This window comes from Parafrankia sp. BMG5.11 (genome assembly GCF_004337455.1).
This window is the reverse complement of sequence record NZ_SJXI01000002.1, coordinates 66391-92256: the sequence shown is the minus strand read 5'-3', so window position 1 is coordinate 92256 and position 25866 is coordinate 66391. Positions and strand designations below refer to the sequence as shown.

Below are 25866 nucleotides of genomic sequence, written 5' to 3'. Positions count from 1 at the left end.
ACCAACATGGACGCCAAGACCGGATCGATCGAGGGCGGCTGCCCGATGGGACAGGGCGATGGCGGGGTGCGCGCTCTGCTCGGGCGCACCAACAAGGATTGGTGGCCGGAAATGCTGGCGACCGAGATCCTCAATCCCAACGGGCCATCGAACCCGATGGGCGAGGACTTCGATTATGCCGAGGCGTTCAACGCGCTCGACTATGGCGCGCTGAAGGCGGACCTTACCGCGCTGATGACCGACAGTCAGCCGTGGTGGCCGGCGGATTACGGGCATTACGGCCCGTTCTTCATCCGCATGGCGTGGCATGCGGCGGGCACGTACCGCACCGCTGACGGGCGCGGCGGCGCGAACAGCGGACAGCAGCGCTTCGCTCCGCTCGATTCCTGGCCCGACAACGGCAACCTCGACAAGGCGCGCCGCCTGCTTTGGCCGATCAAGCAGAAGTACGGCAAGCACATCAGCTGGGCCGACCTGTTCATCCTGGCCGGCAATGTCGCCATCGAGAGCATGGGCGGGCCGACCTTCGGCTTCGGCGGCGGGCGGGCTGACGTGTTCGAGCCCGAACGCGACATCTACTGGGGCAGCGAAGACAAGTGGGTCAACGAAGGCGTGCAGACCCGCATCAGCCCCGAACACGGGATGCACGAGCTGGAAGGCCCGCTCGCCGCGATCCAGATGGGCCTGATCTACGTCAATCCCGAAGGACCGGGCGGCAATCCCGATCCGTTGCAGTCCGCGCGCGACATCAAGGAAACGTTCGGCCGGATGGCGATGAACCACGAGGAGACCGTGGCGCTGACCGCCGGTGGGCACACCTTCGGCAAGGCGCATGGCAACGGCGATCCCTCGACGCTGGGCCATGCCCCCGCGGGCGGCGACCTCGTCGCGCAAGGCTTCGGCTGGGTTTCGGGCGAGGAGCACGGCGGCATCGGTGAGCACACCGTGACCAGCGGCATCGAGGGATCGTGGGTCAACACCCCCACCGAATGGAGCGAGAACTACTTCCGCCTGCTGCTGGATTACGAATACGAACTGGTGCGCTCGCCCGCAGGCGCGCAACAATGGCAGCCGATCAACCAGCGCGAAGAGGACATGGCGCCGGCTGCGTGGAACCCGAACATAAAGGTTCCCACCATGATGACCACCGCCGACATGGCGCTGCGCGAAGACCCGGAGCTGCGCGCGATCAGCGAGAAGTTCAGGGCCGACCACGCCGCCTTCAAGGACGCCTGGGCGCGCGCGTGGTTCAAACTGACTCACCGCGACATGGGACCCAAGATTCGTTACCTCGGGCCCGAAGTACCGTCCGAGGACCTGATCTGGCAGGACCCCGTCCCCGCCGGCACCGTTCCGTCCGATGCCGACGTTCAGGCGGTGAAGGCGAAGATCCGCGACAGCGGGTTGACCGTCAGCCAGCTGATCAAGACCGCCTGGGCCTCCGCCTCCACCTATCGCAAGTCCGATCACCGTGGCGGTGCCAACGGGGCGCGCATCCGCTTCGCCCCGCAAAAGGACTGGGATGTCAACGAACCCGAGATGCTCACCAAAGTGCTGGGCACGCTCGACGGGTTGCGCGGCTCGATGTCGCTGGCAGACGCGATCGTGCTTGGCGGCGTGGTCGCGCTCGAAATGGCGATGGAGGGGACCGGCGTCAGCGTGCCGGTGCCGTTCACCGGCGGCCGCGGCGACGCCACGGAAGAGCAAACCGATGGCGACAGCTTCGCGGTGATGGAGCCTGAGGCCGACGCCTTCCGCAACTACGTCGGCAAGAAGAAGCTGAGCGTGAAGACCGAGGAGATGATGCTCGACCGCGCATCGCTGCTCGGCCTGTCGGTGCCCGAAATGGTGGTGCTGATCGGCGGCCTGCGCGTGCTTGGCGCGAACCACGGTGAACGCGGCCACGGCCACTTCACCAAGCGTTCGGGCAAGCTCACCAACGATTTCTTCGTCAACCTCTACGACATGACCAATGTGTGGAGCGAACACGAAGGATCGAACGGCGAGGAATACGTCGCCACCGATCGCAAGGAAGGCGGCGAGAAGTGGCATGCCACCCGCGCCGACCTGATCTTCGGATCGAACTCCGAACTGCGCGCGGTCGGCGAAGTCTACGCGGAAAATGGGCACGAGGAGAAGTTCGTGCGCGATTTCGTAAAGGCCTGGACCAAGGTGATGGACGCCGACCGGTTCGACATCCGGTGCGCGAAATACCACCGCTGATCGGCGGCTAAACGTACTAGTGAGCCCCCGGCAGCGATGCCGGGGGCTTTTTTCGTATCAGGCGACCGACCCGCGCCGGGGACTCACCGCCCTTTCTTGAGTACCAGGTACAGCGCGCCCTCGCCCCCGTGACGGATATGCGCGCCGCGGATCGACGCGATGGCGGGCGCGTGCGAACTGGCGGCAAGCCAATCGAGCACCTTGGCGCGAATGGCGCCGCGACGAACGCCCCGGTCCGCTGCTTCGACCGGGCGCGGCTTGCCGGTGATCAGCAGCACCACCCGGGCGCCCATGGCGCGGGCCTGCGCCACCCCGTCGATCAAGCGTCCGTGCGCGGAATCGAGCGTGTGCCCATGAAGATCGAGCGTGTAGTCGGGACTGAGCGTGCCGCGGGCCAGCTTGCGATCCCAAGTCGCGTCGAGACGGCCCGATGGCGCCGGCGGCGCGGGCGGCGGGACGGGCGTGGGCCGGCGTGACGCCGGTCTGCCAGCGGGAGGCGAGGCCGCCGGCGCTGCGGCGGTCACCGCCGTTGCGGCATCCACGCTAACCGGCTTGCGCGGAACCAGCGGTTTCACAGTCGAGGCGACCTGCGCCCACGCGGCGGCCTCCTCCGCCGTGAGGCCGCGCGGGGGTTTCACCGCGTCGTAAGCCGGGCGACCGTCCCCTTGGGCAGCAGGATCAGCGCCCTGCCGCGCGCGCTCATCCCGCCGGCGATCGTACGCGCATCGGCGCCTGCGCCCCAGAACGTGTCGAACCGATTGGCGCCCTTGATCGCGCCGCCGGTGTCCTGCGCGATCCACAGGCCGTTCGCCTCGGGCCGATCCATCTGTAGCCAGACCGGCGCGCCGAGCGGCACATAGGCGGGATCGGCGGCGACCGAGCTTTCGCGCCGCACAGGCACCCCGAGCGCGCCCAGCGGGGCATCGCCCTTCAGTTCCTGGAAGAAGATCCAGCTCTTGTTCTCGTTCATCAGCGCCGCCCCTTCGGCGGGGTGCGCGCGCAAAAAACTCATGATGCCCTGCATCGAGGTCGCATACGGCGTGCCGGGGCCGATCAGCCCCCGCTCGCGCATGACCGCGCCAAGGCCGACGTACTCGCGGCCGTTCTGCCCGGCATAACCGATGCGCATGACCGAGCCGTCGGGCGCCACCAGCCGGCCCGATCCCTGGATCTGCAGGAAGAAGAATTCGACCGGATCATGCGCCCAGGCGATTTCCAGCCCGCGATTGGCGAGCGCGCCCGCGACGATCTCCGCGCGTTCGTAATAGGGCACGAACTTGCCGGAGGCATCCATCCGCCCCAGCGGCGCGCGGCCCGTCCGTTCGCTCGGCGCAATGTCCTCCGGCCAGCCGCGCACCAGTTCGGGCGGCATGGCATAGACGGGTACATCATAGCCCGGCAGGCGCACGCGGCTGCCGGCGATGTCAGGTTCGTAATAGCCGGTGGCGAAAGCCTCACCCGCGCCCACCTGCGCGGTTTCGAAATACCGTTCAAAGAATGCGCCGGCATCCCCCTGCCCCCAACCGCTTACGGCGGTGCAAGCCGGTTCCCACTGCGATCCGGCGGTGAGGCCGCTGGCATCGGTGCGCGCTAGCAACTTGGGACAGCTTTCGCGGAAGCTGGCGAGCGCGCCCGCTGCGTCGGCCGACCGCATTCCCAGCGATGCGATGGACGGACCGGCGCGCAGACCCGCGCTGATCGCGCTGCTCGGCGCTGGCAGCGGCGGGGTATCGACCGGGGGCGGCACCATGCGGCAGCCGGCCACCGCAATCGTCAGCAGCGCGGCGACTGCCGCCAGCTTTCCCCGCATGCCCGCTCCTTCGTTAAAAGCTCTCAGCCCTCGTCGGTCTCGTCGACCAGCCAGTGCGGATCGGCTTCTCGGACGTCGCGCTTGAAGGTCCACAGGTCGCGCGTCTCGATCGCGTCGTCGAGCGAACCGGCAACCACATGCCCGTCCTTGTCGCGGGTCACTGCGGCGATGTCGGCGACGAATCGGACGGTTACCCGCGCCGTCTTGCCAACCAGTTCAGCCATGTCGATCTTGGCATCTTCGATTCGGACCAGCCGGTTGTCCAGCGTCTCACCGGCAGCCTCCCGGGCGGTGATCGCCGCGTCGAACCCGTCATAGACGTCATCGTCGCACAACTGCTTCAGCGTGTCGCGGTCACCCTGCCAGAACGCTTCCAGCACCATGCCGTATGCGCCCTTCGCCCCGTCGAGAAACGTGCCGAGGTCGAATGTCCGGTCGGCCGCAGCGATGTCGCGCACCCCGGCCTCGACCGCCGGCAGCGCGCCTTCGATCGCGGCCGGACGGAACGGCTGGGCCGAACGCAGCTGCGGCGCGGTGGGGCGCGCCTGCGTATCGACGGCATCGAAGCGGGTGGGCACGGGCTCTTCCTCGTGCTCAGCGCGTCGCCCCAGCACCGAATAGAGGCGCAAACCAAGGAACGCGGCAATCATCGCTAGGATGACGATCTGGATTATCACGGACGAACTCGTCTTTCGCTTGCTCGGGCAGGACGCCAACACCCGTCTGCCGCGTGGGATCTGAACGTGCCCTAGATAGGACGCGATGGCAAACGAACAACGCATGAAGTCGCCAATCGGGTGCGCCGTTGCGATGCTCTGCCGCCGGTGCTAGGCGCGCCAGCGATCGAGCCGGGGCAGGTCCCGCGCTCACCGCTGCAGGATACCCGCATATCATGGCCGACGAAGGCGACGTGCTGACCGATCTCAACCTCGACAACGATGCCACCGGCAACGGCGCGGACACCCAGCCGGTGGCGGGCGTCATCTCGCAGTACGTCAAGGACTTGTCGGTCGAAAACCCCAACGCGCCAGCGTGTTTCCAGTGGCAGGGCGCGCCCGCCATCGACCTGCAGTTCAATATCGGTGCCGAACGGGTGAACGATGAAGTTCACGAGGTCGAACTGAAGATCAAGGTTACCGCCAAGACCGACGAAGGCGATCTGTACCTGATCGAACTCGCCTATTGCGGCCTGATCGGGCTGCGCAACCTGCCCGAGGACCACGCCCACGCGTTCCTGTACGCCGAAGCGCCGCGCATCCTGTTCCCGTTCGCCCGCCGGGTAATCGCCGACGCGACCCGCGACCTGGGCTTCCAGCCGCTGATGGTCGATCCGGTCGATTTCAACGGCCTGTACATGCAGCAGCTCCAGCGCCGCGCCGAGGAAGAAGCCGCCGCAGGGGGCATGCAGCCGCCCGTCGGCCAGGCCTGACCCGAATCGCCCGCCCCGGCGGCTGAGCCTCAGTTGACCGGACCCGCATGACCAGCCTTGTCCGCAGCGTCGGCACGATCGGCGGCCTGACCGCAATCAGCCGCGTGTTCGGCTTCGTGCGCGACATGCTGCTCGCTCGCGTGCTGGGCGCCGGGCTGGCGGCGGACGCGTGGCAGCTGGCCTTCACCCTGCCCAACACCTTCCGGCGGCTGTTCGCGGAAGGCGCCTTCAGCGTCGCGTTCGTGCCGATGTATTCGCGCGCGCTGCACGGGGACGGCGGGGAAGAAGGCGCGGACCGGTTCGCTGGTGATGTGCTGAGCGTGTTCGTCTGGGTGCTGCTGGCGTTCTCCGCCGTCTGCATGATCGTGATGCCGGGGATCGTCTGGCTGCTCGCGCGCGAATACGGCGAGGTGCCGGGCAAGTTCGAGTTGTCGGTCGAACTCAGCCGGATGACCTTTCCCTACCTAGCGCTGGTCAGCCTGGTCGCAATGCTGTCGGGCGTGCTCAATGCGCGCAGCCGCTTCGGCCCGGGTGCCTTTGCGCCGGTGTTCCTCAACATCGTGATGATCGGCGGTATTCTGGTCGGCTGGTACCTGCGCGGCGATGACGGCAGCGACTCCGTGGTTGCCTGGGCGCTGGCCATCTCGCTGTCGCTGTCGGGTGTGGTCCAGCTCGCTTACATGAGCTGGTCGGCCAGGCGCGCGGGGGTGCGGCTGGCGATCCGGCGCCCGCGCTTCACGCCGGAAGTCAAGCGGCTGGGGATGCTGATCCTGCCGGCCACCTTTGGCGCCGGCATCTACCAGATCAGCCAGCTGGTCGACACGTTCTTCGCCACTTCGCTGCCGCAGGGTTCGCTGACGCTGCTGAAGCTGGCCGACCGGCTGAACCAGATGCCGCTGGGCATCTTCGGCATCGCGCTCGGCACCGCGATCCTGCCGATGCTGGCGCGGCACATCCAGCAGGACAACAAGGCAGAAGCGCAACGCCTGCAGGGGAATGCGGTGGAGATCGGGACGCTGCTGACCCTGCCCGCCGCGGTCGCGCTGGCGATCTGCGCCCCGGCGTTCGTCACCGCGTTCTTTGTCGGCGGCAAGATGACCCTGGCCGACGGCGCGGTGATGGCCAATATCGTCGTGGCGCTGGTCTGCGGTTTGCCCGCGTATGTGCTGGTCAAGGTGTTCCAGCCGGCGTTCTTCAGCCGCGAGGATACCCGCACTCCGGTGCTCGTCGCCGCCGGGGCGCTGACGGTGAACATCGCGCTCAATTTCTATGTCGTGCCGCGTTACGGCATCGTCGGCCTCGCCGCAGCGACGGCGGTGACCGCCACGCTCAACGTGCTGACGCTCTATATCGTGCTGCAGATGCGGGGGTGGTTCCGATTGACGGGCAAGCTGGCAGGCAAAATCGCGCGCCAGCTGCTGGCGACTGCGGTCATGGCCGCGTTCCTATGGTGGCTAATGCCATTACTCGGCGACCGCTACGGCGGCAGCGTGCTGGAGCGCGTCTGGTCGCTCGGGGCGCTGGTCGCCGGCGGCGGCGCGGTGTTCTTCGCCGCCGCATTCGTGCTCGGCGCGCTCGACAAGGACCTGCTCGCCCAGCTACGGCGCCGGCGGCCCGCACAACCGGTCGATCTTTCGGAATAAACCATGCGTGTCGTCTCCGGCATCCAGCCCACCGGCAACCTTCATCTCGGCAACTACCTGGGCGCGATCCGCAACTGGGTGCGGATGCAGGACGAACTTCCACAAGGCAGCCAGGCGCTGTTCTTCCTGGCTGACCTGCACGCGATCAGCATGGCCCACGATCCGGCCGAGTTGAAGCGCGCCACGCTGGAAATGGCGGCGGCGCTGGTCGCCTGCGGGATCGACCCCGCCCGCTCGATCCTGTTCAACCAGGCGCAGGTGCCCGCGCATGCGGAGCTCCAATGGCTGCTCAACGGCACCGCCCGCATGGGTTGGCTCAACCGGATGACGCAGTGGAAGGATAAGGCGGGCAAGAACCGTGAAGGCCAGTCGGTCGCGCTGTTCGCCTATCCGGTGCTTCAGGCCGCCGACGTGCTGCTCTACCAGGCAACTCACGTGCCGGTGGGTGAAGACCAGAAGCAGCACCTGGAGCTGGCCCGCGACATCGCGCAGAAGTTCAACAACGATTTCGGCGAGACGTTCACCGCCCCCGACCCGATCATCCCGCCCGGCGCGGCCCGGATCATGAGCCTGCGCGACGGCAGCGCCAAGATGAGCAAGTCCGATCCATCCGACATGAGCCGGATCAACCTGGTCGATGATGCCGATCTGGTCATGCAGAAGGTCAGGAAAGCGAAAACCGACGCCGAGCCGCTGCCATCCGAGGCGGCAGGATTGGAAGGGCGGACCGAAGCGCTGAACCTGGTGACGATCTATGGCGCGCTCTCGGGCGAAAGCACCGGGCAGGTACTGGCCCGCTTCGGCGGACAGGGGTTCGGCGCGTTCAAGCCGGCGCTGGGAGAACTGTTGGTGGAAACGCTGGCGCCGATCTCTGCCCGCTTCCGCGAACTGCTCGACGACCGGGAGGAACTGGATGCGATCCTGGCCCGCGGCAGCGCAAAGGCCCGTGAGATCGGCCGCCCGACGCTCGATGCCGCGTACGCTGCACTCGGCCTGGTGCGTTAGCCGTCACCACGACTGGCCTGCTTTTTGCTAAGCCGCCTGTTCAATCTCGGTTCACCGCACCTACTTTACACCCTGCCGCATAGATGACAGCTTGCGCCTGAGGTGGTGGGCCTTGGATAGCTGCTCGTTTGCATCAGGAAAAAGGGGTTCGCACCATGTCCATTCTGACCAATTGGGGTCGCAAGCTGAAGATGATCGCCGTGCCGCTGGCACTCGGCGCGCTGGCGGCTTGTGCGACCCCGTTCAACGCCAACGTGCAGCGCTTCCAAAGTGCATTGCCCGCTCCGCAGGGCCAGACCTTCACCGTCGTGGCCGACGATCCGGCGCTGGCTGGCGGTCTCGAGTTCTCGCAGTACGCCCATCAGGTTGCCGACCGGATGGCCGCGCTCGGCTATACGCCAGTGAACGATGTTCAGAGCGCCGACCTGCTGGTCCGGTTCGACTATGGTGTCGATCGCGGCCGCGAGCGCGTGCGCCGGAGCGGCTTCGTCGATCCGTTCTATAGCCCCTGGTACGGCTACAGCCGCTTCGGGTATCGCGGCTTCTACCGGCCGGGCTACTACGGCCGCGGCTACTTTGCCCGTCCGTGGAGCTATGGCTTCCATGATCCGTTCTTCGACAACGGGCTGGACGTCTACACCGTCTACACCAGCGGCATCGACCTGAAGATCGACCGCCGCGCCACCGGCGAGCGTCTGTTCGAAGGCAAGGCCGAAGCGGTGTCGACCTCCAACCGCCTGCCGTATCTGGTGCCGAACCTGGTGCAGGCGCTGTTCACCGACTTCCCCGGCCGCAGCGGCGAGACCGTGCGCATCTCGGTGGCGCCGGAGAATCAGGCGGCACAGCGCCGGCGCTGAACCGAACGACCTCCGACAGACTTCGAGCACAAAAAGGGCGGGCCGCAGCGATGCGGTCCGCCTTTTCGTTTGCGCTAGGCCAGCGGACCCGCAGCGAAGGCCGCGCGGTCAATCTCGTAGATCACATGCCGCGCGGGTCCAGCCGGCAGCTGGGTGATGTCGATCCGATCGGTCAGGCGGCCGCCGATCTTCTCCATCGCGCCGCGCGACCGCCGGTTGCCCTCGCCCACGCGGAACACCGCGCGTTCCACGCTGGCCAGCGCATGCGCCAGCATCAGCCGCTTCAGTTCGGCGTTGCAGGCACCGCCCCAGTGCGACCGGGCGAGGAAGGTCCAGCCGATCTCCACCGAGCCGCCATCCACCGGGTCGAGGTTCTGGAAGCGTGAGGAGCCGATCACCGCGCCGCTTGCCCGGTCGATCACCACCAGCGCGCCGCCCTGCGCCAGCGCGTCTTCGAAATACGCGCGAAACACCGGTTCCTGCCACCGGTCGCTCGCCGGATGTTGCTCCCAGATCAGCGGATCGGCGGCGACAGCATAGAGCGCATCCCAATCGTCGGCGCGCAGCGGCTGCAGCAGCAGCCGCTCGCCGGTCAAGGTCGGCTGGCGGTCGAGCTCAGCCGGCGACATCGGCGAGCGCACCGATGAACTTGTCGAGGTTGCCTTGCGTCAGGCCCGCGATGTTGATCCGCCCCGACCCGGCCATGTAGATCGCGTGGTCGCTCCGCAGCCGCGCGATCCGGTCCTTGTCCAGCGGCAGCATCGAGAACAATCCGTTCTGGCTGCCGAGTGCCGTCAGGTCGAGCGTGCCGACCCGGCCCGCCGCCGCCAACCGGGCGCGCACCTGGCGCATGCGGCAGCGCATGGTGCCGAGTTCGTCCAGCCACTGGGCGGTCAGCGCCTCGTCCTCCAGCACCAGCCGCACCGCCGCAGCGCCATGGTCGGGCGGCATCGACCAGTTCGCCCGGGCGAGCCCGGCGGCGTTTGACATGATTGCCGGTAGCTGGCTGCCATCCTGCGCGACGGCGTAGAATGCCCCCACGCGGTCGCGGTAGAGGCCGAAGTTCTTGTCGCAGCTGTAAGCGACGAGCGCTTCGCGCACGGCAGCCAGAACGGCGCGCAGCCCGTGCGCGTCTTCCTCCATCCCGAAGCCGAGCCCCTGATAGGCTAGGTCGATGATCGGCAGCGCCGCACTCGCGGCCAGCGCCGCAGCGATCGCGTGCCACTGGTCGGGCGTGTAATCGATCCCGGTCGGATTGTGGCAGCAACCGTGAAGCAGCACCGCATCGCCCGCGCGCGCGTCGCGGATCACTTGCAGAACGGCATCGGCGTTGGCTGTGCCATCGGCACACGCATGATCGAATGGCGCCATTTCGAGCGGAAGGTCGGCCAAAATCTGCGCGTGGTTGGGCCAGCTCGGCACGCCCAGATGGACGCGGGTGATGCCAGCAGCCTTGGCCAGCGCGACCGCGATCCGCACCGCGCCGGTGCCGCCGGGGGTCTGGATCCCCTGCACCCGCCCGCCCATCGAGGGATCGTCCTTGCCGAAGACATAGGGCATCAGGCCCTCGACAAACCCCATGTCGCCTTCCGGTCCGAGGTAGGACTTGGACGCCTGGCTCGTGACCAGCCGCCGCTCGGCCTCCTTGATGGCGGCGAATACCGGCGTCTCGCCCTCGTCGGTGCGGTACACGCCCACGCCGAGGTCGATCTTGTCCCCGCGCGGATCGGCCGCATAGAGCTTGATCAGCGCGAGCAGCGCGTCGGGGGCGGCGGGGTTGAGGCGTTCCAGCATGGCGCGCCGGTTTACCGCAAGCGAAAGGGGCCGCAACCGGTAACCGGTCACGACCCCCTGCAAGGCGGCGCTAAAAAATGTTTAGCGCGTCAAAACGGCAGCCAGCGCTGCTTCTTGGAAAACTTCATGTACCCGGCGTTGATGCCCAGCCGCAGCCCGGCGCCGACGCGGATGGGGATGAGCACCGTGTTGCCCTTGCGCATGTACGACGCGTTGAGGCCGCCGATCACGTACGCCGCGCCCTCGCCCGCCGGATAGCGCTCGAACAGTTCCTCGGTGTCGTAGAGGTTGTAGACCAGCACGAAGGTGTTGCCTGCGTTGGCGCCCGCGTCGAACCCGATCGAGGGCCCCGTCCAGTACACCGGCCGCTGGCCTTCCACCTTATGGTAAAGCGTGCCCGAACCGTAGCGCGCACCGACCACGAACGCGCCGCCGGCTTCGCGCCCGACAATGTAGGCGTTGGGCTCACCCTGCTTGGCGAGCAGATCCTCGATCATCCGCGCAACACCTTCGGCGCCTTTGCCGAACACGCCTTCGGCCGCGCCGATCAGATCGTCCTTTTTGTACGTATCTCCCTGCGCCGCCGCGACCGCAGGCTGCCCTGCCGCCTGACTGGCGGCAACCGAGGGGTCGCCGCTGGTGACCACCGGATCAGCCCAGTCCGCCGCCGTTTCGACAGGCACGCCTTCCGGCGGCGTCGCGGTATAGGTCGTGGAGCCATCATAAGGCGCGGGCTCACCCGGGTATTCGCCCGGCGCCTGCTGCGGCTGGGCGAGATCGGCGTCGATCCCGCCGTTCGGATCGACCGTTTCGATCTGCGCCACGGCCGGCGACGCGGCCAGCGCCGCTGCGGTCAGCGCTGCCGTCCAGGCGCGGCGCGCGGTGCGCGAGAAAGTCCCCATGATGTCCCTCCGTCCCCCGCGTCGCGGGATTCCAGTCGGCAAGAGAGGCGCTGGCCGGTGAAGCGGCAATGAATGCGCGGCGAGACGAATCCGTTTTGCGGCGAAACGAGTCGCTCAACCGTGCTTTCCAGCCCTTGCCGCCCCCCAACCCCCTCGCTATAGGGCCCGCTCGCCGCTGCGATCCGGAGACGTGGGTGAGTGGCTGAAACCAACGGTTTGCTAAACCGTCGTACTGGTAAATCCGGTACCGAGGGTTCGAATCCCTCCGTCTCCGCCACCTCGACCTTCAATCCAAATTGACCCCGCCATAACATGCGGCGCTCGGTCGCCGTGCGCGGTGGGCCCGGTAGTGGATGCTCCGGCCCGTCCGGTGCTGGCAATCCCTCGGCGCCAGATCGCGAGCCGCGATCCCGGCGACTGAAAGATTGACGCGCCCGGTAGAATGGCGAACTTGTGCTGCGCACGAGGCCGCGCGAGCGGGTCGGGAGAAGAGCATGAACTTCCAGTTTTCCGAAGATGCCGAAGCGCTTCGCAGCGAGGCGCGCAAGTTCCTCGCGGCGCAATCGGCCCCCGCCCATGCGCGTGCCGTGATGGAAAGCGAGAGCGGCATCGATCGGGAGCTCTGGCGCAAGATCACCGATCTTGGCTGGACCGGCTTGCGCATTCCCGAAACGCATGGCGGGCTGGGCCTGTCGGTGCTCGAACTGTGCGTCCTCGCCGAGGAGGTCGGGCGGGCGCTTGCTCCGGTGCCGTTCACATCGTCGGTTCTGCTCGCCACCGAGGCTTTGCTGGCGTGCGGCACGCCGGCGCAGCAGGCGACCTGGCTGCCCCGGCTCGTCGACGGTTCCGCAACCGGCGCGGTCGCGCTGGCCGAGGGGACGCTTCCGGCAGGTGCGCAGTCGCGGATCACGGTCCGGGACAAGACCTTGTCCGGGGTCAAGCGGCCCGTTCCCGACGCGATGCTGGCCTACTTCCTGATCGTGGCCGCGCAGGATGGCTTGCACTTGGTCGAGCGCGGCGCGTCCGGGCTTGTGGTCGAGCCGCTCGATACCGTCGACCTCGTGCGCAGGTCCGCGACCGTGACGCTGGACAATACTCCGGCCGAGCCGCTCCAAGGCGGCCGCGAGGGGCTGGAGAAGTTCCTGCAATCCGCAGCCGTGCTGCTCGCTTTCGAAGGGCTTGGCGGCGCGGAGGCGGCGATGGAGATGGCGATCGATTATGCGCGCGAACGCACGGCGTTCGGCCGTCCGATCGCCGGCTATCAGGCGGTCAAGCACCGGCTGGCGGACATGTACATCAAGAACCAGCTTGCCCGCAGCCACGCCTACTACGGCGCCTGGGCGCTTTCGACCGGCGCGCCCGAATTGCCCCACGTTGCCGCCGCAGCGCGGGTGGCGGCGCTGGACGCATACGGCTTCGCTGCTGAAGAGAACGTGCAGCTGCACGGCGGCATCGGCTACACATGGGAAAGCGACTGCCAGTTCCACTACCGCCGCGCGCGGCTGCTTTCGGGCATGCTGGGCAGCAAGGCGCACTGGGAGGACGCGCTGGTGCGCAGCCTGGAACAGCGCAACACGATGATCGCGGCTTAGGAGGACGAGATGGACTTCAAGGATACCCCCGAAGAAGCCGCTTACCGGGCGAAAGTGCGCGAGTGGCTGTCCGCCAACTCCGATGCGCTGAGCCAGCCGTGGAGCGCCGCCGCCGCCAAGGCCTGGCAGAAGCGCAAGTATGATGCAGGCTACGTCGGCATCACGTGGCCCACGGCGGTCGGCGGACAGGCGCGCCCGGCGATGGAGCAGATCATCTTCAACCAGGAAGAGGCGAAGCACGACGCGCCGACCGGGCTATACGCCATCGGCCTTGGCATGTGCATCCCGACGGTGTTCAGCCACGCGCTGAGCCCCGCGATCGTCGAACGCTACGTCCCCGTGGCGATGCGCGGCGAGGAGGTGTGGTGCCAGTTGTTCTCGGAACCGTCCGCCGGCAGCGACCTCGCCGCAATCCGCACCCGCGCCGAGCGTGACGGGGATGGCTGGGTCATCAACGGGCAGAAGGTGTGGACCTCGAACGCGCATCTGTCGGACTTCGGCATCATCATCACCCGCACCGACCCCACCGTGCCCAAGCACAAGGGGCTGACGATGTTCATCGTCGACCTGAAGGATCCCGGGGTCGAGGTCCGGCCGATCAAGCAGATGAGCGGGTCGAGCGACTTCAACGAGGTGTTCTTCACCGACGTGCGCATCCCCGACAGCCACCGGCTGGGCGAAGTGGGCGACGGCTGGAAAGTCAGCCTGACAACATTGATGCACGAGCGCCTGGCGGTCGGCGGCAAGCCCTCCAGCGCGCCAGGGGTGCAGGAGATGATCGCGCTGGCAAAGGCGATCGACATGGGAGAGGGCAGCGCGCTCGAGCAGCGCCACGTCCGCGAACGGATCGCGCGCGCCTACATCGCTGACCAGGGCATCGCGCTTACGCGCATGCGCACGCTGAGCGCGCTGTCCAGCGGCCGCACGCCGGGACCGGAGAGTTCGATTTCCAAGGTCGTGGTGGCGCAGACGATGCAGGAGATGGGCCGCTTCGCGATGGACCTGGCCGAAAGCGCCGGCTTCGTCAGCGGCGGGGATGAGGTGCCCGAACTGGCGCGCTTCCAGGGCAGCTATTTCGGCGCGGCGGGCCTGCGCATCGCGGGCGGCACCGACGAGATCCTGAAGAACATCATCGCCGAGCGCGTGCTCGGGCTGCCGGGAGACATCCGGGTCGACAAGGACGTGCCGTTCAACCAGATCGGGCGGCCTGATTAGCCTCGGCGTGTCGCTAAAGCCGGGCTTGCCGGGTCTTCGTCAGTGAGCGGCGGCGGGGCGTGAGCGGCGCATGACGAAGGCCAGCGGAACCGCCGCGAGCGCGAGCCAGGTCATCAGGTAGAAATCGTCGATATAGGCGACCATCGCGGCCTGGCGGTTCACCTCGTTGTCGAGCATCCGCATGATCCCGTCCGCGCCGCCTTGGAAGCGGTCGAGGGTCGCGAGGTCCATCGCCGCGAGGCTGGCGCTGGTGACGTGGCTGCCGATTTCCTCGTGCCCGCGCTGGATGTTGGCCGCCAGCAGGATCGTCGTCACCGAGATGCCGACCGACGCGCCGACCGAGCGCGCGAGGTTGAGCAGGCTCGACCCGTCAGTCCGCAGCCTGCCCGGCAAGGTCGCGAAGGCGATGACGTTGAGCGGGATGAACACCAGTCCCATCCCTAGGCCTTGGATCAGCCCCGAGGTGACGAAGTGCCGGACGTCGGTCGCCAGTGACCAGTGGGCCATCTGCCACTGGGAAAAGGATACGATCAGAAACCCCGCCGCGACCACGAAACGCGCGTCGGCTCCGCGCCGGATCAACATCCCGGCCAGCTGCATCGAGATCAGCACGCCGATCCCGCGCGGCATCAACACCAGCCCGGTGTCGATCACGCTGTAACCGAACAGGTGCTGCAGCATCGGCGGCATCAGCGCCATGTTGGCGAACAGCACGACGCCGATCGCGATCATGAAGCTGAGCGCGAGGATGAAGTTCCGGTCGGCAAACAGCGCCCGGTCGAACAGCGGCTGCCGCGCGGTCGCGAGATGGATCACGACCAGCCACGCCCCGCTGAGCGCCAGCCCCGCATAGAGCCAGATTTCTCCCGCATCGAACCAGTCGAGCTGGTTGCCCCGGTCCAGCAGCAACTGCAGCGATGCCAGCGCCAGGCCGAGCATGGCAAAGCCGAACAGGTCGAACCGGCGGGCCGATCCTTCGCGGTGCGGCAGTTCGGCGAGCAGGATCGCGAGCGCCAGGATGCCGAACGGCAGATTGACATAGAACACCCACCGCCAGCTGGCGCTTTCCGTCAGCCAGCCGCCCAGGATAGGACCCAGGATCGGCCCGATCATGATCCCCATGCCCCAGATCGCCATCACCTGCGGGTACCGGCTGGGGCGCGCGGTATCGAGCATGAAGCTTTGACTGAGCGGCGGGATGAACGCGCCGCACACCCCCTGCAGGGCCCGGAACAGGACCATTTCCTCCAGGCTCTGCGCCATGCCGCACAGCATGGACGCGACGATGAAGCCGACCACCGAGAAGATGAACAGGCGGCGGCCGCCGACCTTGTCCGCCAACCAGCCGGTGATCGGCATCGCCACCGCGCTGGCGATGATATAGCTCGTCAGCACCCACGTGACCGTGTCGGCCGTCGCGCCCAGGCTGCTCTGCATGTGGGGGATGGCGACGTTGGCGATCGTGGTGTCGAGGATCTGCAGCAGCGAGGCTGCCATGATCCCCACCAGCAGCAGTGGCTGGTTGCCGGCATGCAGCCGCGGCTGGTCGGCCGCGTCCACCGCCGGAACTGCGTTTGCGCCGGAGCTGGCGGCGGTGGTCAAGGGTTCGCGACTCCTCCGCCGGTTACGGGTGCCCGCACATGCGTGTGCGCCGAGCTACCAGTTTCAACGCGAAACGCAAAAAGCTTCGCGCAGACGGCGGTTACGGTTTTGGCTTGCCGGTCTTGTGCGGCTTCTTCGACCAGGGCTTCTTGTCCCCCCGCGGGGCGGGCTTGTCTCCTCGCGGAGCGTAGTTTCCCCCTCGCGGCGCGGGACCGCGCCCGGCGCCGCGTGGTCCCGGCTGGCGCTGCTGATGTGCCGCCTCCCGCGGGGTGTCGGGCGATGGCTCGATCATGACCTCGCCGTCGTCATCGGGATTGGCGGTGCGCGCCACCGCGGCGGCGAACTTGCCGGCAATCGCACGCGGGATCTGGAAGTGCGTGATGTTCGCCCCGATGCGGATGGCGCCGATCTCGTTGCGGGTGATGTGGCCGCGGCGACACAGCAGCGGCAGGATCCAGCGCGGATCGGCGTTCTGCCGGCGGCCGATGTTCATCCGGAACCAGATGGTGTCCTCGAACCCTTCGCGGTGGCGCTGCTGTCGGTCCGCTTCGCGGCCTTCGGGGGTGTTCTCCGCCAGTTCCTCGGGCTGCGGCATCGCGGCGCGATGGGCGCGGACGAGCGCGGCGGCGATCTCTTCCGGGCTGCGCTCGGCCAGCAGGCGCGCCGCGAGCTCGCGGTCCTCCTCGTCGACCTGGACCGGCTCCAGCAGCGCGGTCAGCAGGCGTTCGCGATCGTTCTGGCGGATGGCTTCCGCGCTCGGCGCGCTGATCCAGTCGGCCTGGATCTTGGCCCCGCGCAACATCGATTCGACGCGCCGGCGGCGGGGGTACGGCACGATGATGACCGCGGTGCCCTTCTTGCCCGCGCGGCCCGTGCGGCCCGACCGGTGCTGCAGGGTTTCCGCATCGCGCGGCACCTCGACATGGACGACCAGGCTCAGCGTCGGCAGGTCGATCCCGCGCGCGGCGACGTCGGTGGCGACGCAGACGCGGGCTCGGCGGTCGCGCAGCGCCTGAAGCGCGTGGTTCCGCTCGCTCTGCGAATGTTCGCCCGACAGCGCGACGACCGCGAAGCCGCGCTCCTGCAGGGTCGCGTGCAGGTGGCGCACGTTTTCGCGCGTGGCGCAGAACAGCATCGCCGTCTCCGCCTCATGGAAACGCAGCAGGTTGACCACCGCGTGTTCGATCTCTGCCGGGCTGACGGTGACCGCCTGATAGGTGATGTCGCCATGGCCGCGATCGTCACCGACGGTCGAGATGCGCAACGCGTCGCTCTGGTACCGCTGCGCCAGCTTGACGATCGGGGTCGGCATGGTGGCGGAGAACAGCAGCGTCCGCCGCTGTTCCGGCGCGGCATCGAGGATTTCTTCCAGATCCTCGCGAAAGCCCATGTCGAGCATCTCATCCGCTTCGTCGAGCACCACGGCCTTGAGCGCGCCGAGGTTGAGCGCCCCGCGTTCCAGGTGATCGCGCAGCCGGCCCGGCGTGCCGACCACGATCTGGGGTCCATCGCGCAGCGCCCGGCGTTCCTTGGACGGGTCCATCCCGCCGACGCAGGCGGCGATCCGCACCCCGGACTTGCCGTAGAGCCAGACGAGTTCGCGCCCGACCTGCAGCGCCAGTTCGCGCGTCGGCGCGATCACCAGCGCGAGCGGCTGGTCGGACATCCGCGCAGCGCCATCCGGCTCCAGCAGTTCACCCGCCAGCGCCAGTCCGAAAGCGACGGTCTTGCCCGAACCGGTCTGCGCGGAGACCACCAGATCGCGGCCTTCGGCTTGCGGTTCCAGGACGGCGGCCTGTACGGCGGTGGGCTCGGCATAGCCGCGCGCGACCAAGGCTTCGGCAAGCGCCGACGGAAGTTGGGGAAAGGGCATGGGGCCTTACATAGGCGCACATGCGCCCGCGCGACACCCCTGCGCGGCGCGGCGCGGATGATTTGTTCGCCATCGGCCGGCAACGGCGCGGGCGCGGACCCCAACCCAGCTTTCAACCCCGTTATCATTGTTGTCTTGCCCGTTGCCCCGCCCTCCCCAAGTGGAGCGCCATGACCGTGACCCTCACTCACCTGCAGCGCCTCGAGGCGGAGGCAATCCATATCATGCGGGAGGTCGTGGCCGAAGCCACGCGCCCGGTGATGATGTATTCGGTGGGCAAGGACAGTGCGGTGATGCTGCACCTGGCGCGCAAGGCGTTCTACCCCGCGCCGCCGCCGTTCCCGCTGCTTCACGTCGATACCACCTGGAAATTCAGGGACATGTACGCCCTGCGCGACCGCATGGCGCGGGATTCGGGTATGGAACTGCTGGTGTGGCAGAACCCCGAGGCGCGCGAGCGCGGCATCAACCCGTTCGATCACGGCCCCCTGCACACCGACATGTGGAAGACCGAAGGCCTGAAGCAGGCGCTGGACCATTATGGCTTCGACGCGGCGTTCGGCGGAGCGCGGCGCGACGAGGAGAAAAGCCGCGCCAAGGAACGCGTGTTCTCGTTCCGCACCGCCAGCCACGGCTGGGACCCCAAGAACCAGCGGCCCGAGCTGTGGAACCTCTACAACGCGCGGCGGAACAAGGGCGAGAGCATCCGCGTGTTCCCGATCTCCAACTGGACCGAGCTCGACATCTGGCAGTACATCCAGCTGGAAGGCATCGAGATCGTGCCGCTGTATCTCGCCGCGCCGCGCCCCACGGTGGAGCGCGACGGCATGTTGCTGATGGTCGACGACGACCGCTTCCCCTTGCGCGACGGTGAGACGCCGGCGATGCGCTCGGTGCGCTTCCGCACATTGGGCTGCTATCCGCTCACCGGCGCGGTCGAAAGCGAGGCGGCGACCTTGAGCGAGGTGATCCAGGAAACGCTGCTCACCACTACGTCCGAACGGCAGGGCCGCGCGATTGACAAGGATGCCGGCGGCGCGGGCATGGAAGTCAAGAAGCAGCAGGGATACTTCTGACCATGAGCGAGCCGATCTACCAGACCGACGCGCTGATCGCCGAAGACATCGACGCGTACCTCGCGCAGCACCAGCACAAGACGATGCTGCGCTTCATCACCTGCGGCAGCGTCGACGACGGCAAGTCCACCCTGATCGGGCGGCTGCTGTACGACAGCAAGATGATCTTCGAAGACCAGCTCGCCGCGCTGGAAAGCGACAGCAAGCGGGTCGGCACGCAAGGGCAAGAGATCGACTTCGCGCTGCTGGTCGATGGCCTCGCCGCCGAGCGCGAACAGGGGATCACGATCGACGTCGCCTATCGCTTTTTCTCGACCGAGAAGCGCAAGTTCATCGTCGCCGATTGCCCGGGGCACGAACAGTACACCCGCAACATGGTCACCGGGGCGAGCACGGCGGACCTGGCGGTGATCCTGGTCGACGCGCGCAAGGGCGTGCTCGTCCAGACGCGGCGGCACAGCTACCTTGTCCACCTGCTCGGCATCCGCAACGTGGTGCTGGCGGTCAACAAGATGGATCTCGTCGACTACGACCAGGCGACCTTCGATGCGATCGTGGCCGAATACCGCGAGTTCGCCAGCAGCATCGGCATCGAGGCGTTCACCGCGATCCCGATCTCCGGGTTTCGGGGCGATAACATCACGGCAGCCCCTAGCGACAACACGCCCTGGTACGACGGTCCGAGTCTGGTCGAACACCTCGAAAGCGTCGAGGTCTTAAGCGGTGTGGACAGCGCCAAGCCGTTCCGGATGCCGGTGCAGTGGGTCAATCGCCCCAACCTCGATTTCCGCGGGTTCGCCGGGCTGATCGCGACCGGGGCCGTGCGGCCGGGCGATGCGGTGCGCGTGCTGCCATCGGGCAAGACGACAACCATCGCGCGGATCGTGTCGCTGGATGGCGATCTGGCGCAGGCAGTCGCCGGCCAGTCGGTCACGCTGACGTTCGCCGACGAGATCGACTGCAGCCGCGGCGACGTTATCGCGGTCGCGGACAACCCGCCGCAGGTGGCCGACCAGTTCGAAGCCACGGTGGTGTGGATGGCTGACGACGCGATGCTGCCCGGGCGTTCCTACTGGCTGAAGCTCGCGACCCAGACGGTGTCGGCCACCATCGCCGAGCCGAAGTACGAGATCGACGTCAACAGCCTGGAACACCTCGCGGCCAAGACGCTCGAACTCAACCAGATCGGGGTGGCCGAGCTGACCACCGACAAGCCGGTGGTGTTCGAACCCTATGCCGACAACCGCACGCTGGGCGGGTTCATCCTGATCGACAAGATCACCAACGCCACCGTGGCGGCCGGGATGCTGCACTTCAGCCTGCGCCGCAGCCAGAACGTCCACTGGCAGCCGACCGACGTCAGCCGGCAGCACCACGCGGCGCTCAAGAACCAGACGCCCAAGGTGCTGTGGTTCACCGGCCTGTCGGGTTCGGGCAAGTCGACCATCGCCAACGAGGTGGAAAAGCGGCTCGCGGTGATGAACCGGCACACCTTCCTGCTCGACGGGGACAACGTGCGCCATGGGCTCAACAAGGACCTGGGCTTTACCGAGGCCGACCGGATCGAAAACATCCGCCGGGTCGGCGAGGTGGCGCGGTTGATGGCGGATGCGGGACTGATCGTCCTCACCGCGTTCATCAGCCCCTTCCGGGCCGAGCGCGACATGGTCCGCGCGATGCTGCCCGAAGGCGAATTCATCGAGATCTTCGTCGACACCCCGCTGGAGGTTGCCGAGGCGCGCGACGTGAAGGGTCTCTATAAGAAGGCGCGCAGCGGCGAGCTCAAGAACTTCACCGGCATCGACAGTCCGTACGAACCGCCCGAGCAACCGGACATCGTGGTCAACACGGTCGAGATGACGCCCGAAGCAGCCGCGCAGCATATCATCCACCAGTTGATGCCGCTCAAATGAACGACCACGAGCTCGCCGCCCATCTCGCCGGAGAGGCGGGGCGCATCCTTCTGGCCGTTCGCGACAGCCGCCGGCATCATGGCAGGGACCTGGGCGGGGCGGGCGATGCCGAGGCGAACGCGCTGCTGGTCGCCGCCCTGCGCGAGCTTAGGCCCGATGACGGGCTGCTGTCGGAGGAGGAAAAGGACAGCGCTGCGCGTCTCGGCAAGGAGCGCACCTGGATCGTCGATCCGCTCGACGGCACTCGCGAATATAGTGAGGAACGCGACGACTGGGCGGTGCACGTCGCGCTGGCGATTGGCGGCCGGCCGGCCATCGGCGCGGTCGCGCTGCCGGCCCTGGGCCAGGTACTGCGCACCGACCGCCCCGCTCCCCTCCCCCCCGCCGCCGCGCCCTTGCGCATGGTTGTCAGCCGGACCCGCCCCGCGCGCGAGGCGGAGTTGGTGGCGCAAGCGCTCGGTGCCGACCTCGTGCCGATGGGCAGCGCGGGCGCCAAGGCGATGGCCGTGGTGCGCGGCGAAGCGGAAATCTACCTCCACACCGGCGGCCAGTACGAATGGGACAGCTGCGCACCGGTCGCCGTGGCGCTTGCCCACGGGTTCCACGCGTCGCGGATCGACGGCAGCGCGATGGTATATAACCAGGCGGACGTCTCCATGCCCGATCTGCTGATCTGCCGCCCCGAGCTGGCGGCGCCCGTGCTGGAGATCGTCGCCGGTCTCGGCTGATCAAGGCGCTATGCCTCCGCGCCCCGCGCCTCTAGGGCCTGAGGTGCATGAAGCCCGTGGTTTACCTCGCATCCGCGCTCGCCGCGTCGTTCGCCGCGAATCCCGCAGCGGCGCAGTCCGACCCGGCGGCACCTGCCCCCCCGGTGGAAGGGCCGGGGATCGTCGTCACCGGTGCCGGGCTGCCGGACACGCCGGCGACCCCGGCCTACGGGACCGTGGTGCTCGACCGCGAGACGCTCGTGTCCACGGGGTCGGGCCGCATCGAGGACGCGCTGTCGTCGGTCGCCGGTTTTCAGCAATTCCGCCGATCGGATAGCCGCTCGGCCAATCCCAGCGCGCAAGGGGTGACTTTGCGCGCGCTCGGCGGCAACGCCTCCAGCCGCGCGCAAGTGCTGCTGGACGGGGTGCCGATGGCGGACCCGTTCTTCGGCTACATTCCCTTCAGCGCCATCGCGCCCGAACGGCTGTCGAGCGCCCGCGTCACTCGCGGCGGCGGATCGGGCCCCTTCGGCGCGGGCGCGCTGGCGGGCACGATCGAGCTGACCAGCGCCGACGCAGCGACGCTGGGGCTTATGAGCGGCCAGGCATCGGTCAACGACCGGGGCGAAACCGAGACCAGCGCGACGGTCGCCCCCCGGCTGGGCGCCGGCTTTGTCGCGTTGTCGGGCCGGTGGGATCGCGGGCAAGGCTTCTGGACGACCCCGCGCGACCAGCGCGTGCCGGCCAGTGTGCGGGCAGCGTTCGATGCCTGGTCGATCCAGGCGCGCACGGTCGCGCCCCTCAGCGATTCGATCGAGCTTCAGGCGCGCGTGCTGCTGTACGAGGACGACCGCACGCTGCGGTTCGCCGGCGCGGACACGTCGATGGAAGGGCAGGACGCATCGCTGCGGCTGGTCGGCCGGGGCGCGTGGCAGTTCGATCTGCTGGGCTATGTCCAGGCGCGCAACTTCACCAACGTGGTGGTGAGCTCCACCGCGTTCGTGCCCACCCTGGACCAGCGAAACACGCCCGCGACCGGCATCGGCGGCAAGTTCGAGCTGCGCCCACCGACGGGCGAGAACCATGTCCTGCGGCTGGGGGTCGATTACCGCCGGTCGAGCGGGGAATTGTTCGAGCATGCGATCAGCACCGCCACCGGAGCGGTCACGCAGTGGCGTAACGCGGGCGGGGTTACTGCGGACCTGGGCCTGTTCGCCGAAAACGACCTCACGATCGGCCCCGTGACGCTGACCGCCGGCGCACGGGCGGATCATTATGCGATCACGCGCGGGTTCTTCACGGCGCGCGCGGCCGGGGGCGCGGTGGTGACCGATACCGTCTTTCCCGACCGGTCCGGCTGGGAAACCTCGTTCCGCGGCGGCGCGCTGGCCCGGCTCGGCGGCGGGGTGCGGCTGCGCGCCGCGGCCTACACCGGCCTGCGGCTGCCGACGCTGAACGAACTCTACCGCCCGTTCACCGTGTTCCCCGTAGTCACCCAGGCCAACGCAAACTTACGCAACGAGCGCTTGATCGGTTACGAAGCGGGCATCGATTACGCGCCGGCACCCGCCGTCGACCTGTCGCTGACCGCGTTCGACAACCGGGTGAAGCACGCGGTCGCCAACGTCACGCTCGGTCCCAACCTCCGCCAGCGGCAGAACATCGATGCGATCCGCGCGCGCGGAATCGAAGCGTCAGCGCGCGCCGCGGTGGGCCGTTTCGATGTGACCGGCTCGCTCGCCTGGACCAAAGCGGAATCGCGCGGCTCTGGCCAAGCGGCGGCGCTCGACCGGCTGCGGCCGGCGCAAACCCCGCGCTGGACGGCCAGCGCGACCGTCGCGTGGCGGCCGTCCGCCGACGCGCGCGTGGCGCTGTCCCTGCGCCATGTGGGCGATCAGTTCGAAGACGATCTGGAAACCAATGTCCTGCCTGCGGCGACCACCCTCGATCTTTTTGCGCAAGTCCCTCTGTCGCCGCGCTTTTCGGTAGTGGTGCGGGGGGAGAACCTGACCGATCGACCGGTGATCACGCGCAACCAGGCAGGCTCGATCGACCTCGGCGCCCCGCGCACGCTATGGGCCGGAGTGGCGCTGGACCTGTAGCACCCGGAGACGGTCCGGCTGGACCTCTGCGAGACCCTTGCCGCCAGCCGAAATCCTGCGCACTATCGCCTCACACCGCCAACAGGGGAGCAGGCGTGTCGGGCGAGGATCGATTCGCACCAGTCTTTCAGCGCATGATCGATCAGCCCGACGCATCACTCGATGCATTGCGGCAGGACGCGGCTTCGTTCGAGCGCGCCGCGCTGGAGGAAGAGGACGGCCGCCACTATCCCCAGGCCGCCATCCCCTATCGCGGGTTCCTTGGCTTCCTGCTGTTCGATGCCGCGGGCAAGGCCGTTCCGCTCGATCAGCCGGAATGGGTTCCTTCCGTCGCGACTTTCGACACCCTGATGGACCGGATCGAGGGGCAAGCGTCCCACGGCCGGCTGTTCTCGTTCCACGATGACGGCGGGCACCTCCTGTTCGGCCTGTGGGCGCCGACCGAAGAAGCCGCCGGCTGGAACCTGCCGCCATCGGTGCGCCACGCGATCGGCCGCATCGGCAAGGGCCAGGTAGCGCTGCTGGCGGGCGGAGCGGCCGAGCCGATCTCCATCGCGGCGGCGGGGTTCGGGCTCAGCCCGCAACAGCAGCGGGTGGTCACGTCGGTCATCCGCACCGGCAGCATCCGCGCGGCAGCGGCGGAGCTGGGCATCGCCTATGTCACTGCGCGCGAAGCGATGACCGGCGCCGCCCGGCGCATGTCGATGCAGAACACCCCCGCAGTGATCCGCGCGATCGTCGAGGCGGCATTCGGCATCCAGCCGGGGGACATCGACCGCGCGAACATCATCAGCGACATGCTGGGGGTGACGCACCGGCAGGCGCGCGTCGCGCTGATGATCTCGCTCGGCGCGTCGCGCGAGGCGGCGGCCCAGGCGATCGGCACCAGCGCGGCGGTCATCAAGAAGGAGCTGGAGGCGCTCTACCTCAATTTCGGCCTGCAGAGCGCCGGGGAACTGGCCCGCCTGATGGCCGAGGTGCAGGCGCTACGCCTGTTCGCCCGATCGGTGGAGGCGGCGCCGGGGTTCCTCGACCCGGCGATCGAGCCGTCGCGCTTCACGGTGCGCCCCAACGGGCTCGAGACGATCGCGTGGAGCGACTATGGTCCGGCGTCGGGCAAGCCGGTCCTGATCGTGCACAGCAACTGGTCGTGCCGCGCGGTTCCGCGCCCACTGATGACCGAACTGCAGCGCCGCGGCTGGCGGCCGATCGCGATCGACCGGGCGGGCTACGGCGCGACGCACCTCGGCCGCGCCACGGTCGACGATCCCTTTAGCCAGGCGGTGGCGGACACGCTGCAAGTATTGGACGCCTGCCGCGTCGACCAGGTGCCGATCATCGCCCGGTGCGGGGCGCAGTTCGTCCACGTGCTGAAGTCACGCGCGCCCGACCGGGTCGGGCCGGTGGTGCTGGTGTCGCCCACTCCGGAAGCCAGCGAGAACGGCCAGCGAGTCGGCGTGGTCGGCGCGATCAAGGAAGCGTTCGCGCGCCGGCCCGCGCTGATCGAATTCTTCTTCCGCATAATCTGCTCGCAGCTCAACTTGGCGCGGGTCGAGCAACTGACCCGCGCCATCGTCCGCGGGTGCGTGACCGACGAGAATATGTGCGACGACCCGCAATTCATCCGCGACCGGTTCCGCGCGCTCCGGCCATTCGCCACCGGCAACTTCATCGGCGGAGTGATGGAGGAACACATCATTTCGCGGCGGACATGGGATTTCGCGCCGCTGGAGGTGACCGACTGGGTGATCCTGCAGGGCGACCAGGATACCCACAACAGCACCGCCGAAGTCGAAAGCTACTGGCGGCGGATCCTGCCGCGCACGCCGATGGTGCCGGTGGAGGGCGGCGGGCGCTTCATGACCTCCAGCCACGCGCCGCTGGTCGCTGACCAGCTGGAAAGGCTGTGCGCCCGCTAGCTAGCGGGACACCGGCTGGTGCGGCGCGGCAATTCGGATCAGGATGTGGCGGAGAGGGTGTCAGCTCCGACATCGGGCTATGTAATTGTTTGCACTTATTTTTCTTCGATCACCCCTAAAGCGTCCCCACAGCTGTCCCCACACGTTCGACGCGATGGTCAGAAGAGGCATCTAATTCGACATTTTTCGACCTGTAACTACAAA

At 67.8% G+C, this 25866-nt stretch carries 20 protein-coding genes and 1 tRNA gene; 13 read left to right on the top strand and 8 right to left on the bottom strand.

Going from position 1 to position 25866, the window contains the following annotated elements:
- Nucleotides 1–6: 6 nt before the first annotated feature.
- A complete protein-coding gene (katG, locus tag E0504_RS02945; RefSeq protein WP_131621799.1) occupies nucleotides 7–2223 on the top strand; it encodes a catalase/peroxidase HPI in 2217 nt (738 codons plus the stop codon).
- Between the two features lie 83 nt (nucleotides 2224–2306).
- Here katG and E0504_RS02940 read toward each other — a convergent pair whose 3' ends face one another.
- The 3 genes from E0504_RS02940 to E0504_RS02930 are packed head-to-tail and all read right to left on the bottom strand — an operon-like array spanning nucleotide 2307 to nucleotide 4710.
- Nucleotides 2307–2861 carry a Smr/MutS family protein gene (locus E0504_RS02940; RefSeq protein WP_131621797.1) on the bottom strand — a complete coding sequence of 185 codons (555 nt, stop codon included), beginning with the start codon at nucleotides 2859–2861 and terminating at the stop codon, nucleotides 2307–2309.
- Nucleotides 2858–4033 (bottom strand): murein transglycosylase A, encoded by a 1176-nt coding sequence (locus E0504_RS02935; protein WP_131621795.1) that lies wholly within the window; start codon nucleotides 4031–4033, stop codon nucleotides 2858–2860. The genes E0504_RS02940 and E0504_RS02935 overlap by 4 nt, the downstream gene beginning before the upstream one ends.
- A 23-nt stretch (nucleotides 4034–4056) precedes the next feature.
- Nucleotides 4057–4710, bottom strand: coding sequence for a Tim44/TimA family putative adaptor protein (locus E0504_RS02930; protein WP_131621793.1), 654 nt, complete (start codon nucleotides 4708–4710; stop codon nucleotides 4057–4059).
- 215 nt (nucleotides 4711–4925) lie between these two features.
- On the opposite strand from E0504_RS02930, the gene secB reads away from it, so the two are divergent.
- The 4 genes from secB (at nucleotide 4926) to E0504_RS02910 (ending at nucleotide 8967) form a co-directional block, all read left to right on the top strand.
- The gene (secB, locus tag E0504_RS02925; protein WP_131621791.1) at nucleotides 4926–5462 is read left to right on the top strand and encodes a protein-export chaperone SecB; all 537 of its coding nucleotides are present in this window, start codon (nucleotides 4926–4928) and stop codon (nucleotides 5460–5462) included.
- Between the two features lie 47 nt (nucleotides 5463–5509).
- Nucleotides 5510–7105, top strand: coding sequence for a murein biosynthesis integral membrane protein MurJ (gene murJ, locus E0504_RS02920; RefSeq protein ID WP_131621789.1), 1596 nt, complete (start codon nucleotides 5510–5512; stop codon nucleotides 7103–7105).
- A 3-nt stretch (nucleotides 7106–7108) separates the two neighbouring features.
- Complete coding sequence (gene trpS / locus E0504_RS02915; RefSeq protein WP_131621787.1) at nucleotides 7109–8110, top strand: tryptophan--tRNA ligase; 1002 nt, start codon at nucleotides 7109–7111, stop codon at nucleotides 8108–8110.
- Between the two features lie 155 nt (nucleotides 8111–8265).
- Nucleotides 8266–8967 carry a DUF4136 domain-containing protein gene (locus E0504_RS02910; protein ID WP_131621785.1) on the top strand — a complete coding sequence of 234 codons (702 nt, stop codon included), beginning with the start codon at nucleotides 8266–8268 and terminating at the stop codon, nucleotides 8965–8967.
- 74 nt (nucleotides 8968–9041) lie between these two features.
- Here E0504_RS02910 and E0504_RS02905 read toward each other — a convergent pair whose 3' ends face one another.
- From E0504_RS02905 to E0504_RS02895, 3 genes are all read right to left on the bottom strand, one after another.
- Nucleotides 9042–9596, bottom strand: coding sequence for a GNAT family N-acetyltransferase (locus E0504_RS02905; RefSeq protein ID WP_131621942.1), 555 nt, complete (start codon nucleotides 9594–9596; stop codon nucleotides 9042–9044).
- Nucleotides 9583–10761: an aromatic amino acid transaminase gene (locus E0504_RS02900; RefSeq protein WP_131621940.1), complete on the bottom strand. Its 1179-nt coding sequence runs from the start codon at nucleotides 10759–10761 to the stop codon at nucleotides 9583–9585. Before E0504_RS02900 ends, E0504_RS02905 begins: the two co-directional genes overlap by 14 nt.
- An 89-nt stretch (nucleotides 10762–10850) precedes the next feature.
- Complete coding sequence (locus tag E0504_RS02895) at nucleotides 10851–11663, bottom strand: DUF1134 domain-containing protein (protein ID WP_131621783.1); 813 nt, start codon at nucleotides 11661–11663, stop codon at nucleotides 10851–10853.
- A gap of 184 nt (nucleotides 11664–11847) precedes the next feature.
- Here E0504_RS02895 and E0504_RS02890 point away from each other — a divergent pair.
- From E0504_RS02890 to E0504_RS02880, 3 genes are all read left to right on the top strand, one after another.
- A tRNA-Ser gene (locus E0504_RS02890) sits at nucleotides 11848–11940 on the top strand.
- 217 nt (nucleotides 11941–12157) lie between these two features.
- Nucleotides 12158–13255, top strand: coding sequence for an acyl-CoA dehydrogenase family protein (locus E0504_RS02885; RefSeq protein WP_131621781.1), 1098 nt, complete (start codon nucleotides 12158–12160; stop codon nucleotides 13253–13255).
- A 9-nt stretch (nucleotides 13256–13264) separates the two neighbouring features.
- Nucleotides 13265–14470: an acyl-CoA dehydrogenase family protein gene (locus E0504_RS02880; RefSeq protein WP_131621779.1), complete on the top strand. Its 1206-nt coding sequence runs from the start codon at nucleotides 13265–13267 to the stop codon at nucleotides 14468–14470.
- Nucleotides 14471–14509: 39 nt separating this feature from the next.
- Here the strand turns inward: E0504_RS02880 and E0504_RS02875 are convergent, their stop codons facing one another.
- Both E0504_RS02875 and E0504_RS02870 read right to left on the bottom strand, forming a co-directional pair.
- Entirely contained in the window at nucleotides 14510–16072 is a 1563-nt protein-coding gene (locus tag E0504_RS02875) for an MDR family MFS transporter (protein ID WP_131621777.1), read from the bottom strand.
- 100 nt (nucleotides 16073–16172) lie between these two features.
- The gene (locus E0504_RS02870) at nucleotides 16173–17945 is read right to left on the bottom strand and encodes a DEAD/DEAH box helicase (protein ID WP_131621775.1); all 1773 of its coding nucleotides are present in this window, start codon (nucleotides 17943–17945) and stop codon (nucleotides 16173–16175) included.
- A 170-nt stretch (nucleotides 17946–18115) separates the two neighbouring features.
- Here E0504_RS02870 and cysD point away from each other — a divergent pair, with 170 nt between their 5' ends.
- The 5 genes from cysD (at nucleotide 18116) to E0504_RS02845 (ending at nucleotide 25662) form a co-directional block, all read left to right on the top strand.
- On the top strand, nucleotides 18116–19021 hold the full coding sequence (cysD, locus tag E0504_RS02865) for a sulfate adenylyltransferase subunit CysD (RefSeq protein ID WP_131621773.1): 906 nt from the start codon (nucleotides 18116–18118) through the stop codon (nucleotides 19019–19021).
- A gap of 2 nt (nucleotides 19022–19023) precedes the next feature.
- Nucleotides 19024–20934, top strand: a complete 1911-nt coding sequence (gene cysN, locus E0504_RS02860) for a sulfate adenylyltransferase subunit CysN (protein WP_131621771.1) — start codon at nucleotides 19024–19026, stop codon at nucleotides 20932–20934.
- Nucleotides 20931–21662, top strand: a complete 732-nt coding sequence (locus E0504_RS02855) for a 3'(2'),5'-bisphosphate nucleotidase CysQ (protein WP_131621769.1) — start codon at nucleotides 20931–20933, stop codon at nucleotides 21660–21662. Before cysN ends, E0504_RS02855 begins: the two co-directional genes overlap by 4 nt.
- A gap of 47 nt (nucleotides 21663–21709) precedes the next feature.
- Nucleotides 21710–23743, top strand: a complete 2034-nt coding sequence (locus E0504_RS02850; RefSeq protein WP_131621767.1) for a TonB-dependent siderophore receptor — start codon at nucleotides 21710–21712, stop codon at nucleotides 23741–23743.
- Between the two features lie 95 nt (nucleotides 23744–23838).
- Complete coding sequence (locus E0504_RS02845) at nucleotides 23839–25662, top strand: alpha/beta fold hydrolase (protein ID WP_131621765.1); 1824 nt, start codon at nucleotides 23839–23841, stop codon at nucleotides 25660–25662.
- The last annotated feature ends 204 nt before the right edge of the window (nucleotides 25663–25866 follow it).